This window comes from Marinobacter salinexigens (assembly GCF_008370345.1).
Classification (GTDB): Bacteria; Pseudomonadota; Gammaproteobacteria; order Pseudomonadales; family Oleiphilaceae; genus Marinobacter; species Marinobacter salinexigens.
The window spans coordinates 94,735-111,724 of the sequence record NZ_VTUU01000007.1; the positions used below are offsets into that span (position 1 = coordinate 94,735).

16 protein-coding genes are annotated in these 16,990 nt (G+C 56.2%); 9 read left to right on the forward strand and 7 right to left on the reverse strand.

The window, feature by feature from the left end:
• Window positions 1–5 precede the first annotated feature (5 nt).
• Window positions 6–344, reverse strand: coding sequence for a hypothetical protein (locus FWJ25_RS14315; protein WP_149600941.1), 339 nt, complete (start codon window positions 342–344; stop codon window positions 6–8).
• A 202-nt stretch (window positions 345–546) separates the two neighbouring features.
• Here FWJ25_RS14315 and FWJ25_RS14320 point away from each other — a divergent pair, with 202 nt between their 5' ends.
• A complete protein-coding gene (locus FWJ25_RS14320) occupies window positions 547–960 on the forward strand; it encodes a c-type cytochrome (RefSeq protein ID WP_149600942.1) in 414 nt (137 codons plus the stop codon).
• Window positions 961–1,010: 50 nt separating this feature from the next.
• On the opposite strand, the gene rep is transcribed toward FWJ25_RS14320, so the two are convergent.
• Window positions 1,011–3,029: a DNA helicase Rep gene (rep, locus tag FWJ25_RS14325; RefSeq protein WP_149600943.1), complete on the reverse strand. Its 2,019-nt coding sequence runs from the start codon at window positions 3,027–3,029 to the stop codon at window positions 1,011–1,013.
• 144 nt (window positions 3,030–3,173) lie between these two features.
• On the opposite strand from rep, the gene FWJ25_RS14330 reads away from it, so the two are divergent.
• The 4 genes from FWJ25_RS14330 to rmf all read left to right on the forward strand — a co-directional run bounded on the left by FWJ25_RS14330 (window position 3,174) and on the right by rmf (window position 9,264).
• On the forward strand, window positions 3,174–4,910 hold the full coding sequence (locus FWJ25_RS14330) for an EAL domain-containing protein (protein WP_149600944.1): 1,737 nt from the start codon (window positions 3,174–3,176) through the stop codon (window positions 4,908–4,910).
• A 54-nt stretch (window positions 4,911–4,964) separates the two neighbouring features.
• Window positions 4,965–7,307, forward strand: a complete 2,343-nt coding sequence (locus FWJ25_RS14335) for a Tex family protein (protein WP_149600945.1) — start codon at window positions 4,965–4,967, stop codon at window positions 7,305–7,307.
• A gap of 67 nt (window positions 7,308–7,374) precedes the next feature.
• Complete coding sequence (gene gshA / locus FWJ25_RS14340; protein ID WP_149600946.1) at window positions 7,375–8,934, forward strand: glutamate--cysteine ligase; 1,560 nt, start codon at window positions 7,375–7,377, stop codon at window positions 8,932–8,934.
• Window positions 8,935–9,048: 114 nt separating this feature from the next.
• On the forward strand, window positions 9,049–9,264 hold the full coding sequence (gene rmf / locus FWJ25_RS14345) for a ribosome modulation factor (RefSeq protein WP_149600947.1): 216 nt from the start codon (window positions 9,049–9,051) through the stop codon (window positions 9,262–9,264).
• A gap of 9 nt (window positions 9,265–9,273) precedes the next feature.
• On the opposite strand, the gene FWJ25_RS14350 is transcribed toward rmf, so the two are convergent.
• Window positions 9,274–9,723 carry a flagellar basal body-associated FliL family protein gene (locus FWJ25_RS14350; RefSeq protein WP_149600948.1) on the reverse strand — a complete coding sequence of 150 codons (450 nt, stop codon included), beginning with the start codon at window positions 9,721–9,723 and terminating at the stop codon, window positions 9,274–9,276.
• A 136-nt stretch (window positions 9,724–9,859) separates the two neighbouring features.
• On the opposite strand from FWJ25_RS14350, the gene FWJ25_RS14355 reads away from it, so the two are divergent.
• Window positions 9,860–10,366: a disulfide bond formation protein B gene (locus FWJ25_RS14355; protein WP_149600949.1), complete on the forward strand. Its 507-nt coding sequence runs from the start codon at window positions 9,860–9,862 to the stop codon at window positions 10,364–10,366.
• Window positions 10,367–10,468: 102 nt separating this feature from the next.
• Window positions 10,469–10,948: a sigma D regulator gene (gene rsd / locus FWJ25_RS14360; RefSeq protein ID WP_149600950.1), complete on the forward strand. Its 480-nt coding sequence runs from the start codon at window positions 10,469–10,471 to the stop codon at window positions 10,946–10,948.
• Between the two features lie 83 nt (window positions 10,949–11,031).
• Here rsd and bamJ read toward each other — a convergent pair whose 3' ends face one another.
• The 3 genes from bamJ to FWJ25_RS14375 form a co-directional block, all read right to left on the reverse strand.
• Window positions 11,032–11,769 (reverse strand): BamJ family beta-barrel-assembly machinery protein, encoded by a 738-nt coding sequence (gene bamJ, locus FWJ25_RS14365; RefSeq protein WP_149600951.1) that lies wholly within the window; start codon window positions 11,767–11,769, stop codon window positions 11,032–11,034.
• Window positions 11,770–11,893: 124 nt separating this feature from the next.
• Entirely contained in the window at window positions 11,894–12,277 is a 384-nt protein-coding gene (locus FWJ25_RS14370) for a DUF4124 domain-containing protein (protein WP_149600952.1), read from the reverse strand.
• Window positions 12,274–12,786: a DUF2390 domain-containing protein gene (locus FWJ25_RS14375; protein WP_149600953.1), complete on the reverse strand. Its 513-nt coding sequence runs from the start codon at window positions 12,784–12,786 to the stop codon at window positions 12,274–12,276. The genes FWJ25_RS14370 and FWJ25_RS14375 overlap by 4 nt, the downstream gene beginning before the upstream one ends.
• A gap of 40 nt (window positions 12,787–12,826) precedes the next feature.
• On the opposite strand from FWJ25_RS14375, the gene FWJ25_RS14380 reads away from it, so the two are divergent.
• On the forward strand, window positions 12,827–14,770 hold the full coding sequence (locus FWJ25_RS14380) for an ATP-binding cassette domain-containing protein (protein WP_149600954.1): 1,944 nt from the start codon (window positions 12,827–12,829) through the stop codon (window positions 14,768–14,770).
• Between the two features lie 28 nt (window positions 14,771–14,798).
• Here the strand turns inward: FWJ25_RS14380 and ppx are convergent, their stop codons facing one another.
• Window positions 14,799–16,280: an exopolyphosphatase gene (ppx, locus tag FWJ25_RS14385; RefSeq protein ID WP_149601033.1), complete on the reverse strand. Its 1,482-nt coding sequence runs from the start codon at window positions 16,278–16,280 to the stop codon at window positions 14,799–14,801.
• 335 nt (window positions 16,281–16,615) lie between these two features.
• Here ppx and trxA point away from each other — a divergent pair, with 335 nt between their 5' ends.
• Window positions 16,616–16,942: a thioredoxin TrxA gene (gene trxA, locus FWJ25_RS14390; RefSeq protein ID WP_012139190.1), complete on the forward strand. Its 327-nt coding sequence runs from the start codon at window positions 16,616–16,618 to the stop codon at window positions 16,940–16,942.
• Window positions 16,943–16,990: the final 48 nt, after the last annotated feature.

Sequence of the window (16,990 nt, forward strand, 5' to 3'; positions counted from 1 at the left end):
GTTCCTTATTGGGTGTTGAGACTGAACCAGGTATTGGCAATGCCATACACCCAGACACCGAGCAGGGTAACTGCCAAAAGTGAAAAAATGATTTTGTGGCCGGACCGGCTGCTGTCATCGGCCGACACAACCCAGCGCAGATACATCAGGCCGATAAAGCTCAGAAAAACGCCAAGACTCGCCAGCGCAGGAATCAGTAACCATGCCGGGTTGATGCTTCCTGTGTCTGTTGTCTGGCGAGAGAGCCAGGCCATGGAGGCCAGAAGGATCGCCAGGGAGGAAAACTCCACGGTCAGGAAAATTTTCCGCAGGGGATGTGGAGAAGGTTTTTCTGGATGGGCCATATGAGGTTTCCGCTGTGCTCAAATTCAACTTGCCGGCTATGTTACCTGCATTGTTGGAGCAGTGCTTCAGGCTTACCAAATGGCAACTAAAATGGTCGAAATCAATTTATGATTCTTTGGTTTGGTTTTTTTGCCTGGACTCAGTCGCTATAATGCGGCGACCGAACGATTATAACGCTCTGATGCGAGGTGCATTGTGAAGATGAAGAGAGTTCTGGCAGCTGTTCTGCTTGGTTTCGGCCTGGTGGCCGGCACTGCAATGGCAAGTGTTGAAGAAGAAATCGGCGCACGTATCGCCCCGGTTGGCGAAATGTGTCTGGAAGGTGAAGAGTGTGGCGCTGCGGCAGCTCCGACTCAGGCTGCGAATGCGGGCCCGCGTTCCGGCGATGAAGTGTACAACTCCGTGTGTATGGCTTGTCACGGTACTGGCGTTGCCGGTGCGCCGGTGAAAGGCGATGCGTCTGCCTGGGCTCCACGCATCGACAAGGGCATGGAAACCCTGATCAACCACGCGCTGAATGGCTTCAACGCCATGCCGGCCAAAGGTGGTTGCGCGAGCTGTCCTGATGAGGAAATTCAGGCGGCTGTAGAGTTTATGGTTTCTGAAAGCAAATAAGCTTTCTGCTCCATGAGTACAGAAGCCTCCGCAACGCGGAGGCTTTTTGTTTACAGGCCGAGATCACCGAGCAGCGCGCTCAGGGTAGCCTTGCCTTTTTTCTGGTTGGCCTCGGCATCAAGGTCGCCAGTGCCTTCCCATCTCAGATCTTCTTCGGGTAACTCGTCCAGAAACCGGCTCGGAATGGTTTCAATTTTTTCTCCGTACTGTTTCCGCGAGGCTGCGTAGGTCAGCGTCAGCGTCTCCCTGGCCCGGGTGATACCCACGTACATCAGGCGTCGTTCTTCCTCAATGTTGCCTTCTTCTATGCTGGTACGGTGGGGCAGTATCTCTTCCTCAAGTCCCATGATGAACACGTGGGGGAATTCCAGCCCTTTGGACGCGTGAAGGGTGAGCAACTGTACTTTGTCGCTGTCATCCTCCTCTTCCCGCTGCTCCATCATATCTCTCAGAATCAGCTTGGTGATGGCGTCTTCAATGCCGATTTCGTCTGCCGTTCCCTTGCCGTCATCCAGCATTCGCTGAACGGATTCCACCAGATACCAGATATTCTCCATGCGCCGTTCGGCCTGCTTCGGGCTGCCGGAATGCTGGTGCAGCCATTCTTCATATTCAATGTCGGTGAACAGCTGTTTGATAACCGGAATCGGGTCTTCCGAATGCAGGCGTTCGCAGGTTTTGTCCACCCAGTGTGCGAAGCGGCGAAGCCGGTCCAGTCCCTTTTCGGTGATGTGGCTTTCCGCGCCCATATCCCCCAAGGCCTTGAACAGGCTGACGTTGCGGGCCCGGGCGTAATGGCTGAGCTGCTCCAGTGTGCGGGGGCCGATTTCCCGTCTCGGAACGTTAACCACTCGCAGGAAAGCTGCATCGTCGTCCGGGTTGATCAGAAGGCGAAGGTAGGACATCGCATCTTTGATCTCGTTTTTGGAGAAGAAGGATTGGCCACCTGAGAGCCGGTAGGGAATCTGGTAGGCCTGTAACTTCATTTCCAGCAAGCGGGCCTGATGGTTGCCCCGGTAGAGTACCGCAAAGTCCCGGAAATCCAGCCCCTGTTTCAGTTTCTGATCAATGATCTCGGTGGCCACCCGCTCGGTTTCCGCGTCTTCACTCCGGCACCGGATGATCCTGAGCTCTTCGCCAATGGCGTGGTCGCTCCAGAGCGCCTTATCGAAGACGTGAGGGTTGTTGGCGATCACAGTGTTGGCGCTGCGCAGGATGCGGGCCGTTGAGCGGTAGTTCTGCTCAAGTTTGACGATTTTCAGGCTTGGGAAGTCTTCTTTGAGCTGGGCGAGGTTTTCCGGCCTGGCTCCCCGCCAGGCGTAGATCGACTGATCGTCGTCGCCAACCACGGTAAAGGCTGCGCGTTCGGCAACCAACAGTTTGACCAGCTCATACTGGCACACGTTGGTGTCCTGGTATTCATCCACCAGCATGTAGCGAATCTTCCTGCGCCACTTTGCGAGAACATCCGGGTGGGTGCGGAACAGTTGCACTGGTAGCAGGATCAGATCGTCGAAGTCGACAGCGTTGTAGGCCTTCAGGTATTCGTTGTACTTGCCATAGATGATGGCAATGCGCTGTTCGCGTTCATCCGCGGCTTTGCTGAGGGCCTCGGCGGGGCTTCGCAGGGCGTTTTTCCATGAAGAGATGGTCATCTGGACATCACTCACTTCATCCCCGGCTTCAAGGCTCCCTCCCTGCATCATCAGATCCTGCAGCAGGGCCTTGGCATCCTCTGCGTCGAAAATCGAGAACCCCGGGTGGTAGCCCAGATGAGTATGCTCTTCCCGGATCATATTCAGGCCGAGGTTGTGAAACGTGGAGACGATGAGCCCCCGGGTCTGGCTGCGATCCACAATCCGGCCCACCCGTTCTTTCATTTCACGGGCAGCCTTGTTGGTAAACGTAACGGCCGCAATATGACGCCCCGGAATGCCCAGTTCTTCAATCAGGTAGGCAATCTTTCGGGTGATCACGCTGGTTTTGCCGCTGCCGGCGCCGGCAAGCACCAGCAGTGGGCCATCGGCGTAGCGAACCGCCTCGCGTTGTCTCGGGTTGAGCTTGTTCACAGATTCGGGGCCAGAAGTGCAGCAAATGGAGTTATCGGACGTTTGGTGTATTCTACACCACCCGGACATTCTGTACCTTGTCTGTCTATCGGCTATCCTAGATACAACGGAATTGGTGGTTTACGCACAAATGGATCCTGCTTGATGACATTGCCTCTGGAAACATCAGCGACTAATCAGCTGCGCCTGTTGGTCCTGGTTCCGGATTACTCGGACTTTCTCTGGCTGACTTCCCTTCTCGCCGGGGAGGCAGAGTTTTTCCCGGATGCAACCTGGTGTCCGGATCTGATTGACTGCGATGATCTGATACGCAACGCCAATTTTGATGTCATTATCTGGGACTGCGTTTTCCACGGAGGGTCTGAAACGGCGTTTCTCCAGTATCTCTCGGTTGCCAGCAATGAGAAGCCCATTCTGGCGCTCAGTGCCGAATCTCCCGATGAGCGTGGTCCGGGGCTTCTGGCCGCCGGAGCTTCGGATTATCTCTGCCGGTCTTCGCTGGAGCGCTGGTCCTTCTGTCGAGCGGTAAAGGCCTTGTGGTATCGGGTGCAGTTGTCGGAATCCTCCCAGGGCCATTTTGGCAGGGATGTGGCGACAGGTTTTATTAACCGGGACCTGTTTTTTGACCGGCTGCATCAGGCACTCCTCAGGGCTGAGCGTGGGGGGCACCGGCTGGCGCTGCTCCACCTTAATATCGATGACTTCCGCAGCATTAATGAATCCTTCGGGTACCAGAAGAGCGACCAGCTGATGATCAAGCTGGCGGATCGCCTGCGTAACAGCCTGAGGCGGGTTGATTCACTGATGCGTATTGGCGGGGATGAATTGGCGATTATCGTCGAGAAGGTGGAAGACTCCCTGGATATTACCCAGATCATTCGCAAGGTTGTTACTGCCATGAATGATCCGGTAACCATTGACGGACAAGCCATTGGGGTGAGCGCGAGCCTGGGTGTCGCGACTTATCCGGAAGCCGGGGACAACGCTGAAAACCTGCTTCGCAGAGCCAACCGGGCGATGTTTGAAGCCAAGCGGGACCCGGGCACGAGCTATCGTTTTTACGACCGCCAGTTACACATCTCGGCGGGTTACCAGCTCCGGCTCGAAGCGGATCTCCGCACCGCGCTGCGTGGCAACGAACTGGAGCTTTACTACCAGCCCCGTATCGATCTGGCCACGGAAGAAGTGCGAGGAGTTGAGTGCCTGTTGCGCTGGAACCATCCTGAACGCGGGCTGGTCGGGCCAGACGAGTTTATCCCGGTCGCGGAGCGCAGTGGCCTTATCGTGCCAATTGGCTACTGGGTGATTGAGCAGGCCTGTAAACGTTTGCAGGAGTCTGGCGAACTCGGCTTCCCGGGCCTGGTCTTTGCCGTTAACCTGTCATTCCGCCAGTTCCATGACCGCAAGATGACGGAAACCATTTTTCGGATCATCTTCAATGCCAATGTGGACACCAGTCTTCTGGAACTGGAACTCACAGAAAGCGCCATGATGCACGATCCTGAATATGCCCAGCGGTGCCTGCGGGAGTTGAATCAGCTTGGCATCAGTTTCGCCCTCGATGATTTTGGTACCGGCTTTTCCTCCCTGAGCAATCTTCAGCACCTTCCTATCTCTCTGGTCAAAATCGATAAATCTTTTGTTCAGGACCTCGGACACTCCGCCGACGCAGAACACATCATCCGGGCTATCATCAGTCTGGCCCACAGCCTGCAGATCAGTGTCGTCGCCGAGGGTGTGGAAAAAGAAGGTCAGCTCGAGTTTCTGCGTCAGCAGCACTGTGATGAAATCCAGGGTTACTACTATGCCCGCCCGATGCCCTGGAATGACCTTGTGCAGTTCCTGAACAATCGTGACCAGGCGGCTTGCCTGGAACGGTGAGCCGCTGTACCTTTTCCTCCTTGATCTGATCCCGACGCTATATACAGAGGTTCCATGAACAGTATTTCCAGGCGCATTGCTGACGAACTCGGCGTAAATGAACAGCAGGTTAACGCTACCGTCGAGTTGCTGGATGAAGGTGCAACGGTTCCCTTTATCGCCCGTTACCGGAAGGAGGTCACCGGTTCTCTGGATGACAGTCAGCTACGGACCCTGGAAGAGCGGCTGCGTTACCTTCGGGAACTGGAAGACCGTCGCTCGGCCATCCTCAAAAGTATTGATGAGCAAGGCAAGCTGACCGACGAACTGCGGGTCAGTATTGACGGCGCTGATACCAAGAACCGGCTGGAAGATCTCTACCTGCCCTACAAGCCCAAGCGTCGGACCAAGGCCCAGATCGCTCGTGAGGCCGGCCTTGAACCGCTCGCGGATGCGCTATACGGGGATCCGTCCCTGGATCCTGAAACCACGGCTGCGGGTTATCTGAATAAGGATGCCGGCGTTGAAGACACCAAAGCGGCTCTGGATGGCGCCCGTTACATCCTGATGGAGCGTTTTGCTGAAGACGCTGAACTGCTGGGCAACCTGCGTGATTTCATCTGGCAGGAGGGGCAGTTGAAAGTCTCGGTAATCGAAGGCAAGGAAAATGAAGGTGCCAAGTTCCGGGATTACTTTGATCATGTTGAGCCCCTGAAAAAAGTGCCGTCGCACCGGGCGCTGGCCATACTTCGCGGGCGTAACGAAGGTATTCTCTCTTATTCCATTGTTGTGGGTGATGGCGAGGAGGATCGGCGTCAGCCTCATCCTGCGGAGCAGCGTATCGCCGCACGCTGGAACATCCGGGACAACGACCGGCCTGCAGACAAATGGTTGTCTGAGGTGGTGCGCTGGACCTGGCGGGTCAAGCTTTCTACTCAGATTGAAACTGACCTGATGGCGCAGGTCCGCGAATCCGCTGAAGGCGAAGCCATTAACGTGTTTGCAGCCAACCTCAAGGATTTGTTGCTGCTCGCACCAGCAGGCCCGCGCCCGACTCTGGGTCTGGACCCGGGGCTGCGTACAGGCGTTAAAGTCGCCGTTATTGATGGCACAAGCCAGGTGGTGGGGCACGGCGCGATTTTTCCCCATGCACCCAAAAATCAGTGGGACCAGTCCATTGAACAGTTGGCCAAGTGGTGCCGGGAGTACAAAATTGAGCTGGTGGCCATCGGCAATGGCACCGCGTCCCGGGAGACAGAAAAGCTTGTGGCGGATCTGTGCAAACGCTACCCGGAGCTGAAGCTGGCGCGAATTGTGGTCAGTGAGTCCGGCGCATCCATATATTCTGCCTCCGAGTTTGCATCGAAAGAACTGCCGGACCTGGACGTGACCATTCGTGGTGCTGTCTCTATTGCCCGGCGTCTGCAGGATCCGCTGGCGGAATTGGTGAAAATTGAACCCAAGTCTATCGGGGTGGGCCAGTACCAGCACGATGTGTCACAGGTTCAGTTGTCCCGCAGCCTTGATGCTGTCGTAGAGGACTGTGTAAACGGTGTGGGCGTGGATCTCAATACCGCCTCTGTACCTTTGCTGTCGCGGGTATCTGGCCTGAATCAAAGCATTGCCCAGAACATCGTTGATTTCCGTAGCCAGAATGGCAAATTTAACGATCGTAAACAGCTGCTGAAAGTGGCCCGCCTGGGGGATCGAACGTTTGAGCAGGCAGCCGGTTTCCTCCGTATTGCCGGTGGTGCCAACCCGCTGGATCGTTCCTCCGTTCACCCTGAGGCCTATGGTGTTGTGGAAGCGATTGCCAGCCGCAATCAGCGCAATGTGGACGATGTTATCGGAGACGGTGCATTCCTTCGCAGCCTGAATCCTCAGGATTACGTGACGGACCAGTTTGGCCTGCCCACCATCAAGGACATCATTTCCGAGCTGGAGAAGCCTGGTCGGGATCCGCGTCCCGAGTTCCGGTTTGCGAGTTTTGAAGAAGGCGTGGAAACTCTCAACGATCTTGAGCCCGGTATGATACTCGAAGGCTCGGTGACCAACGTAACCAACTTCGGTGCGTTTGTGGATATCGGTGTTCATCAGGATGGTCTGGTACATATCTCCGCGCTGTCCAGCACCTTTGTGAAAGACCCGAGGGATGTGGTCAAAGCCGGCGATATCGTAAAAGTAAAAGTGATGGATGTGGATATACCCCGGAAGCGGATTGCGTTGTCCATGCGCATGGACGACCAGCCGGGTGAGAAGAATGATGGTAAACCCGCCGGTGCCGGTCGAAGCCGGAATGAGCAGAGAAGCGGTAGCCGCAACCCCAGGCAGTCCGGCGGTAATGAAAAAACGCAGCAGGGTGCCATGGCAGGTGCGCTGGCGCAGGCATTTGCATCGGCCCGGAAAAGCGGTCGTTAAGCGGATTTAAACGTATCCACCGGTCGGCCCTGTCTTTCGGCGGGGTCGATCGCAGCAGGAGTTCAACATGGCTGAATCCCGCCACGCTTTGTTTAGCCAGTTCGCCGCCAGTGACTGGAACGGTTTTCTGAAAGGGGTAGAGAAAGAAGGGCTGCGGGTCGACCGCAATGGCTTTATCGCCCAGACGCCTCACCCTGAATCACTCGGTTCTACGCTGACGCACCCCCGGATTACCACCGATTACTCCGAATCCCTGCTGGAGCTGATCACCCCGGTGTGTAAAAGCACGACGGAGATGCTGGAATCACTTCGCAACATCCACCGGTTCGTGCAGCAAAAACTGGGGGACGAAGTGTTCTGGGCTGGAAGTATGCCCTGCGAGTTGGACGGTGACGCCAGCATTCCCATCGCGGAATACGGCACCTCAAATATCGGTCGCCTCAAACACGTCTATCGCCAGGGGCTGGCCGTTCGTTACGGACGGATGATGCAGAGTATTGCCGGTGCTCACTACAATCTGTCACTGCCAGACGAGTTCTGGCAAAAGTGGCAGTCATTGTTGGGTAATCAGGATTCTCTCAAAGACTTCAAATCGGACCAGTATTTCTGGCTGATCCGGAACTTCCGGCGTCGCAGTTGGTTGCTGATGCTGCTGTTCGGTGCTTCTCCGGCGCTGGACGCAAGTTTTGTCGCAAACGTCAGCCATCACCTGGATCGTTTTGATGCGAATACCTGGTATGGGCTGGATGCCACGTCGCTGCGTATGGGTGATCTTGGCTATCACAATAATGCCCAGTCATCCCTGAACATTTGTTTCAACAAGCTGGACTCATACACGGGCGCTCTGCACCGGGCAATTCATACGCCCTGGCCTGCCTATGAGTCCATTGGTACCAGCCGTGAGGATCAGTTCATCCAGATCAACACCAACGTGCTGCAGATTGAAAATGAATACTACAGCCCTGTGCGGCCAAAGCGGACCACCGAGCGGGAAGAAAAGCCGATTCAGGCGCTCCAGGCCCGTGGTGTAGAGTACATTGAAGTCCGCTGCCTGGATCTGGACCCCTTTTCTCCGGTGGGCGTCAACGAAAGCCAGATCGATTTTCTGGATCTGTTTCTGCTGGACTGCCTATTATCTGACAGCCCTCGGATTGGCGATGCCGAATGCGAGCGAATGGATGACAACTACGATGATGTGGTTGCCCATGGCCGTGATCGCACCCTGACACTGTGTCGTGCTGGTGAGAGACTGGCCGTTGGCCAGGCTGCATCGGAATTGCTGGACCGCCTGGAGCCGTTGGCAGAGAAACTGGACAGCTGGACGGGCTCACAAACCTACCGAAGTGCGTTGAAGGCGCAACGGGATAAGGTGCCTGAAACCGGAATATGGTCCGTGCCGTCAGCCCAGGTGGTTACGGCGATGGAAGCTTCAGGTATGGGGCATCGTGAATGGGTGTTGGAGATGTCCCGCCGTCATCAGCAAACGCTGAGAGATGAGGCGCTGGAGCCTGATGTCCGGGCTGCTTTCGAGGCCATGACGGAATCGTCGCTGACGGAACAGAAGCAGCTTGAAGAGAGTGACACCCAGCCATTTGGCGAGTTTCTGGAGCAGTATCTGAAATCCTGATCGGTGTAACGTCGGTTTCCTTTCGGACCTGACGCACAAATTGCTGATCAAAAAATTGTCAGATGCCAGAGCGGCTGTTAGTTTTTGGAAGGTCGCAAACAGGGAGGTGCTGGTATGGCCCGGGACATGAAGCTTGGCTGGGATGTGGAAGCGCTGAATAAAGCCTACCGTCAGGGGTATATGGCTGCATCCATGGGAATGGATAAATCTCGCTGCCCGTATCGGGGTGAGGTGGTAATCGCTGCCTGGGAAGCCGGCTGGGATGATGCCGGAGCCGTCGCAGTCGATGACAGCTCCGACTGGGACGACCTGTTCTCCAGGATCGCCTGAAACCCGGTATTATTTCTGTACGACAAACTCCGTAAACAGCACGCCGGTGACGCTCTCTCCGGTGTGTTGCTCTTCCAGTACAGCATTTATTCTTTTCTTCGCTTCTTCCCTCAGTGCCTGCTGGCCTTCCATGGTGGTCAGTTTGTTGGTGTCGGTTTGCTCCCCGAACAACATGACCAGCTCGTGCCGGAGCCTCGGCATATGAGTTTCGATCGCTGGGCGCGCTCCGGCTGAAGACGTCCGGAGGCTGACGGAGGCTTTCAGATACGTCAACTTGGTACTGGCAGGCCCGACGTGAGTGACGAATGCCGGCTCCACGGCAATGTAATCCGTTACCCCGCCTGTTTCAGCCGCTGCTTCCTCATCCTCGCTTTCGGAGGCCTGAGAGGTCGGCGGAAGGGAACTTAATGTGGTCAGCAAGATCATCAACGTTAGAAAGTATTTTGGTCGAAGTGTCATAGGCTTGAAGTTGATCCTGGTTTAAGATTTAGTGACGAATCAATGACGGCGCCACCGGATGAACCGAGAATAGCAGGCCCGGGGCGAGGATGCAGTTTCAATTCGCAGTAACAATTGATAGATCCGAGGTGTTCTTTTGACAAGCAGGTGGGTGTTTGGACTGATTTTCGTGCTTTGTGCCGGTTTACTGGGTGTGGCGTTCTATATGGAGCATGTGATGGGGCTGGAACCCTGTCCGCTGTGCTGGTTGCAGCGCTTTGGTTTCATGGGGGCGGGGTTGGTCAGTTTACTGGCGTTTTTGCAGGGACCTACCGGCTTTGGGGTTCGTATTTATGGATTCCTGCTGGCATTAACTGCCGGTGCCGGGCTTGGGGTTGCCGGCCGTCAGTTATGGCTGCAGAGCCTCCCGGCGGATCAGGTGCCAGCTTGTGGCCCCAGTGTGGAGTATATGCTTGAAGTACTACCGTTCTTCGATGTGTTGTCCACCGCGCTCAAAGGCACCGGCGACTGTGCCGAAGTCGTCTGGCGCTTCCTGGGATTGAGCATCCCTGGTTGGACTGCCGTTTTCTTTACTCTGGTGGTGATCACCGGTCTGGTTCTGCTGATTCGTCGGCCGGGGTCGCGAGACTGGATTGACGGTTGAAACGGTTGCGGCCAATAGCGCCCTTGGGGTAACTTGGTTGTCACCTGAAATAAGTCAGAATCAGAATAATCAGAGTGAACTAGCAAGCGGAGACTGGGCGTCATGTTGGAAAATTGCCGAAATGCCACGGAACGTTGGGGTGGGGTGAGTGAACTCATTGACCGTTGGCTGAAGGAACGTCAGGAGTTGCTGGTTCAGTATTGTAATCTGTCCGGAGAGAGTGACTCATCCGAGACTGAGGCACTGAAAGCGCAAATGGTAAGCTTCTGCGAGGTGCTGGTGGATTACGTGTCCACCGGCCACTTTGAGATCTATGAGCAGTTGGTTCAGGAAGCCCGGGAGTTTAACGACGGGGGTGTTGAATTGGCTGCCAAGGTTTATCCAAGGATCGAGGAAACCACCGAAGCCGCACTGAACTTCAATGATCGTCTGGATGGCGGTGAATTGACCGAAGGGGATGTGAAGGCGTTGTTTGGCGAGCTGTCAAAGCTTGGGGAAATCCTGGAAACCCGCTTCGAGATGGAAGATTTCCTGATCGAGCATCTGCACAACGTACACGCGGCGAAGCTGGAATCTGTCTGACCTGACGGCTGCCTGCCTGCAGGCGCAGATGCAAAAAAGCCTCAGCACCGGTAACGGGCTGAGGCTTTTTTGTGGGAACAGGCTTACTCGGTGTCTGAACCTTCCGCTTCGTTCGCATCCGGATTGATGCTCAGAAGTTCAACGTCAAATACCAGTGTTTCGTTGGGTCCGATGCCGCGGTTTCCACCAGGGCCGTAAGCCAGTTCAGAGGGGATATAGAGCTTGTAGCGAGCGCCTTCGCTCATCAGTTGGAGGCCCTCAGTCCAGCCAGGGATAACCTGGTTCAGGCCAAAGGTCACAGGCTCGCCACGCTCGCGGGAGCTGTCGAAGACTTCGCCAGACAGCAGTTCGCCGGTGTAGTGCACTTTGACCTTGTCGGTCGCGGCTGGCTTTTCACCATCGCCGGCTTCCAGAACTTCATACTGCAGACCAGACTCGGTGGTCTCCACACCTTCGCGGGCGCCGTTTTCTGCCAGGAACGCCTCACCAGCATCCTTGTTCTTCTGGGCCAGTTCTTCCATCTGGCGGGTTTGCTCTTCCTGCAGTTCCTTCTGATAGGTCATCAGTGCCTGCTGGATTTCATCGCGGGTCATGCGCTTGGCGTCTTCGTCACCGGCGTGGCCGTGCTGGATACCCTGGAGGAACTGATCCATCTGCAGGTCCGGCAGGTCATTGCTCATGCGCTCACCGAGCACCAGGCCCATACCGTAGCTGACTTTCTGGTCAACAGAGTCCAGCTTGGGGTCTTCCGGAGCTTCCGGTGGGGTGGAGCAGCCGGCAAAGATGCCAGCCATCGCCAGCACAAGCAGCGTCTTCTTCATTACGTCATCCTTTTAGATATCGGCAGGGGAGTTATCCCCGAATTGTGTTTATCTGAACGGAGAAGGTAGCGGGTTCTGGCGCGAGATGCCACTGAACATGTGTTAAGAAAACAGACGGGTTCTCTTAACTTCCATTGCTGCCAGCGGTTGGTCCGAGGGAGAAGGGAGCGTGGTAGGGCGATTGCCAGTCAGTGTCGGGATTCTGGGTCCGCTCCTGAGACAGATTCTGCTCCGGCCGTTCGATGGCCAGGGTGTTCCAGGGGCCGTGATCGGGTGGCTGGTCAGCGTAGTGCCAGTTACCTTCCGTGTCCTGCCATTTAAAGACGATATCCGGGCCGTCCGTAGGAACGGGTGACGGTACCATGCCTTCAAATGCGGGAATCTCGTCTGTCTGCTCGTCGGCCACTGGTTCGGTCGTGTGCTCTGGCTCCTTGAGGCCAAAGAAAATCAGCAGCAGCAGCAAGCCGAGTGCCGGGAACGAGAGGCGTACAAGCCATTTGGTCATCATGGCCGGGAGTCTCCCCTGGGGAAAAGGGCCAGAGCGCTGGCCAGTGTATTCAGTTGCGGCATGTTCCCCTGAGTGTAGCCGTGTTCCGGGGCGGCTGCCTTGAGATTCTGGTCGATCAATTCGTCGAAGCCTTGCATGATCTCATGTTCCGGGCTTCGATTCACTATTGTTTGCCAGGCCAATGCCAGTTCGAGTTGCTCAGCCGCCAGTTCAAGGGAGGCAATGTCGGCTCTCAAGGCACAGCAGCCGCTGTGGGTCTTGGGCAGAGCTTTTCGCGCCCCTCTTAATGCACCGGTTACACGGTCCCGCCACTCTGGTACCGTAGCGCCTTCAATGCCGGAGTATGCTCTGCCGTTCAGGGCCATCCATCCGGCACAGAGTATACGGGTGACGCTCCAGCCCTGTTCCTGAAGGCTCAGGCAGGCTGTCTGAACGTCATCTGAGCGCCAGAATGTCCTGGCAAATTGCCAGAGCGGGTTGTCCACCTCCAGCGGGTCCGGCAGGTCCATGGGGGCTTTCCTGAAACCTTTGTGTTGATATAAGTAATTTATGCTATCGATAACGGATCTCAGTTTACAACGGGGTGGTGTCTGGTTGCTAGAATCCGTCAGCTTGACGGTTCAGCCCGGGCAGCGAGTGGCCATTGTGGGTGCCAATGGCGCCGGCAAGTCCAGCTTGTTTCAACTTCTGTTGGGCCAGCTTTCACCGGAAAGCGGCAGTGTGTCTCTGCCCGGCGGATGTCGCCTTGCCCATATGGCGCAGGAGGTTGAGTCTTCGGGGCGCAGTGCCCGCGACTTCGTTCTGGACGGGGATCTGGATCTTCGTCGGCTTGAGGGCGAATTGGCAGAAGCGGAGGCCAGGGGCGATGACCATGCCGTTGCCCGGATTCACGGTGAGCTGGATGTCCACGAAGCCTGGTCGGCACCGCGCCGTGCAGAAAGTCTGCTGAGAGGACTGGGTTTTGCAGATTCCGATGCTGATCGCCCGGTGTCAGCGTTCTCCGGGGGCTGGCGAATACGCTTGAACCTGGCGCAGGCGCTGATGCGTCCATCGGATCTTCTGCTGCTGGACGAACCAACCAACCACCTGGATCTGGATGCCTGCCTCTGGCTGGAAAACTGGCTCAGACGGTACCCCGGAACCTTGCTGTTTATATCCCATGACCGGGATTTCATGGACCGGGTCGCCACCCATATTGTCCATTTCGATCAGCGCAAACTGGTTCTCTACACCGGCAACTATTCCGCATTTGAGGGTCAGCGAAGCGAGCGGCTGGCTCAACAGCAGGCGGGCTTCGAACGGCAGCAGGCCCGGATTGCTGAAATACAGCGCTTCATTGATCGCTTCAAGGCAAAGGCGACAAAGGCCAAGCAGGCCCAGAGCCGGGTGAAAGCATTGGAGCGCATGGAGCGAATAGCTCCCGCACATATCGACTCGCCGTTCAGTTTTGAGTTTCCAGTTTCGGAAAAGGTATCCAATCCCCTGCTATCCATTCGTCATGGGAAGGCCGGCCACGGCGACGTGACTGTTCTTTCGGGAATTAATGTCACGCTTTTGCCCGGCAGCAGGATTGGTCTGCTTGGCCCCAACGGCGCCGGTAAATCCACTCTGATGGATGCTCTGCGGGGGGAGGGGACGTTGCTTTCTGGTGAGCGTACCTGTGGCGAGCATCTGGCCATTGGTTACTTCGCGCAGCATCAGCTGGAGTCTTTGGATCTTAACGCCAGTCCGTTCCTGCACTTGCAGCGACTGAGCCCGAGGGCGTCCGAACAAAGTATCCGGAATTTCCTTGGGGGCTTTAATTTTCACGGAGATGAAGCCCTGAGCCCGATCCGATCCTTCTCCGGGGGCGAGAAGGCGCGGGTGGCGTTGGCCGTTATTGCCTGGCAGAAGCCGAACCTCTTGCTGTTGGACGAGCCCACCAACCACCTGGATCTGGAAATGCGCCAGGCGCTGACCATGGCGCTGCAGAATTTCGAGGGTGCCATCGTGGTTGTATCCCACGATCGCCACTTGTTGCGCAACACAGTAGACGATTTCTGGCTGGTGAATGATGGTCGTGTAGAAGAATACCGGGGAGACCTGGAAGACTACGAGCGCTGGTTGGCCGATCGCCGGAAGGATGAAGCTGAAGCGCCGCGTCGTCAGGTTGAAGACGGTGAGGGCGACGCTGATATCTCCGCGCCGATCAGGGAAACCGCTGAAGACCGAAAGGCCCGCAAACGTGCGGAGGCCGAGCTGCGCCAGAAGCTGAGTCCGTTCCGTAAGAAACAGTCGGCCCTCGAAGCCGAGATGGAAAAGCTGCAGGCCGAGCTGAAAAATCTGGAAACCGAGTTGGCAGACCCCGGGCTTTATGACGCCGGTGGCAAGGCGCGTCTGACGGAGCTGCTGGGCAAACAGGCGGAAGCGAAAGGGCGTCTGGATGACGTTGAGGCTGACTGGCTTGAGGTCAGTGAAACGGTAGAGGCCATGGAGCAAGAGTTAGCGGGCTAACACAAGCTGACAAGAGGCTCGGGGCCGTTCAGGCCCCTTCAATCACCAGCTCAAAATCTTGCCGGGCCAGGTAGTCCCGTTCGTTTTTCAGGTCTGCCATGGTCAGCGGGCGCTCATCCATCCAGCCCTCGGGAAACTCCACCACCAGCTTGTTTTTTCCGGCTTTCAGGGTGAACGCTGGCGGTTCCTCCATATTCCGGGGGTGCTGCAACAGAACGCCAAGGCGCGTGAGTACGCAGAGATAGCGCAGCCGTGCCAGATCGTCCTCGGGGACATTGTCGAAAATCGCAGAGGCAAACTTGCGGCGATGGCCGCGTACGAGGGTCGCCAGTTCCTGCTGGAATTGCTGACTGAATCCGGGAAGGTCCGAGTACTGAAGCAGATAAGCGCCATGCTTGTGATACTGACTGTGGGATATAGTCAGACCGATTTCGTGCAGGCGACACGCCCAGCGGAGCACTTCCTCGTCGTTGGTGGAGCGTATTCCCCAGTTATCTGCCACCTGATCCCAGGCTGCGAGGGCTGTGGCCTCTACGGCAGCACCATGATCCTGATCAACATGGTAGCGCTCCTGCAGTGCTGAAATGCTCCTTTCCCGAACATCTTCGTGACGAATGCGGCCGACAATGTCATACAGCAGGCCTTCCCGGAGGGCTCCGTCAGCAAACTCCATGTCGTTGATTTCCAGAGACTGGAAAGCTGCCATCAGGATCGCAAATCCGGCAGGGAAAATGCTCTGTCGGTCCGGGCGCACTCCGAGGTCTCCGAGCTTTTCGGTTTTGCCCATATCCACCAGGCGCTTTCTCAACTCCTGCATGCCGGCCAGTGTGACCGTGCCATCGGTAATCTTCAGATTGGCCAAAACGTTGGCAATGGCCTTGATCGATCCCGATGAGCCGACAGCGCTTTGCCAGCCAACTGACCGGTAGCGCTTGCGAATGTTCAGCAGTTCCTGCTCGGCATGGGTGATAGCCTTGTCCATCTGGCGGCGGGTGATTTTTCCGTCAGGAAAATAGAGATTGCGGAAAGACACGCAGCCCATGTGAAGGCTTTCGAGGTGTTCCGGCTCGAAGCGTTGGCCGATGATGAACTCGGTGCTTCCACCACCGATGTCGATAACCAGGCGGCGTCCTTCGTCGTCCGAAAGCGTGTGAGACACGCCGAGGTAAATCAGGCGAGCTTCTTCCCGGCCGGCAATAACCTCAACAGGAAAGCCGAGAACCTCTTCTGCCCTGGCAATGAACACACCGGCATTGCGGGCAACCCGCAGCGCGTTGGTTCCAACCACCTGGACGGCTTCGACAGGCATCCCGTGAAGGCGCTGAGCAAACCGGCTCAGGCACTCAAGACCGCGTTCCTGAGCCTCATCGGTTAAGCGATTGTATTGATCCAGCCCGGCGCCGAGCTGAACCTTCTCACCCATTTTTTCCAGAGTGCGTATTTCGCCGTGCACCAAACGGGCAACGACCATGTGGAAACTGTTGGAGCCCATATCAATCGCTGCGATCATTTCCGGAGCAGATGCAGCGTTCCCTGGGGTGGATGCGGCCGTCACGTTGGTCGAAATCCTTATACGGTGAACTTGCGGTTTACTATAAGCGAAATGCTTCTGGGCTGTCAGTACGTGGTGGCCCCGGATTGATCGGCATCAGCCCTTTCCATACAGGACAAGTAGATCTACTGCTTCACATCCGACGGATCAATCGCGTAAAGTATGGCTATTGTTACGAGGGTGATAGGTTGTTTACTAACCAGTGGCAGGCTTTCACCTATGGTCAACAGCGTTCCGGCAGTAGTTAGGCGGCCGTCCTGGCAAACGCGGGACGCATGAATCAGGAAAAGGTAATGAGCGGAAATATCGTTAACGTAACCGACGCTTCTTTCGAGCAGGACGTACTTCAGTCCGACGTTCCCGTACTGGTGGACTACTGGGCAGAGTGGTGCGGCCCCTGCAAGATGATCGCACCGGTACTGGAAGAAATTGCCGATGAATACGATGGCAAGCTGAAAATCTGCAAGCTGAACATCGACGAAAACGAACAGACTCCGCCCAAGTTCAACATCCGTGGTATCCCGACTCTGATGCTGTTCAAGAACGGCAACGTGGATGCAACCAAAGTTGGCGCACTGTCCAAGTCCCAGCTGGCCGCTTTCCTGGATAGCAATCTCTGATTGCTGGATGATTGCGGAAAAGCCGCCCCTGAGCAGAGGTTCACGGGC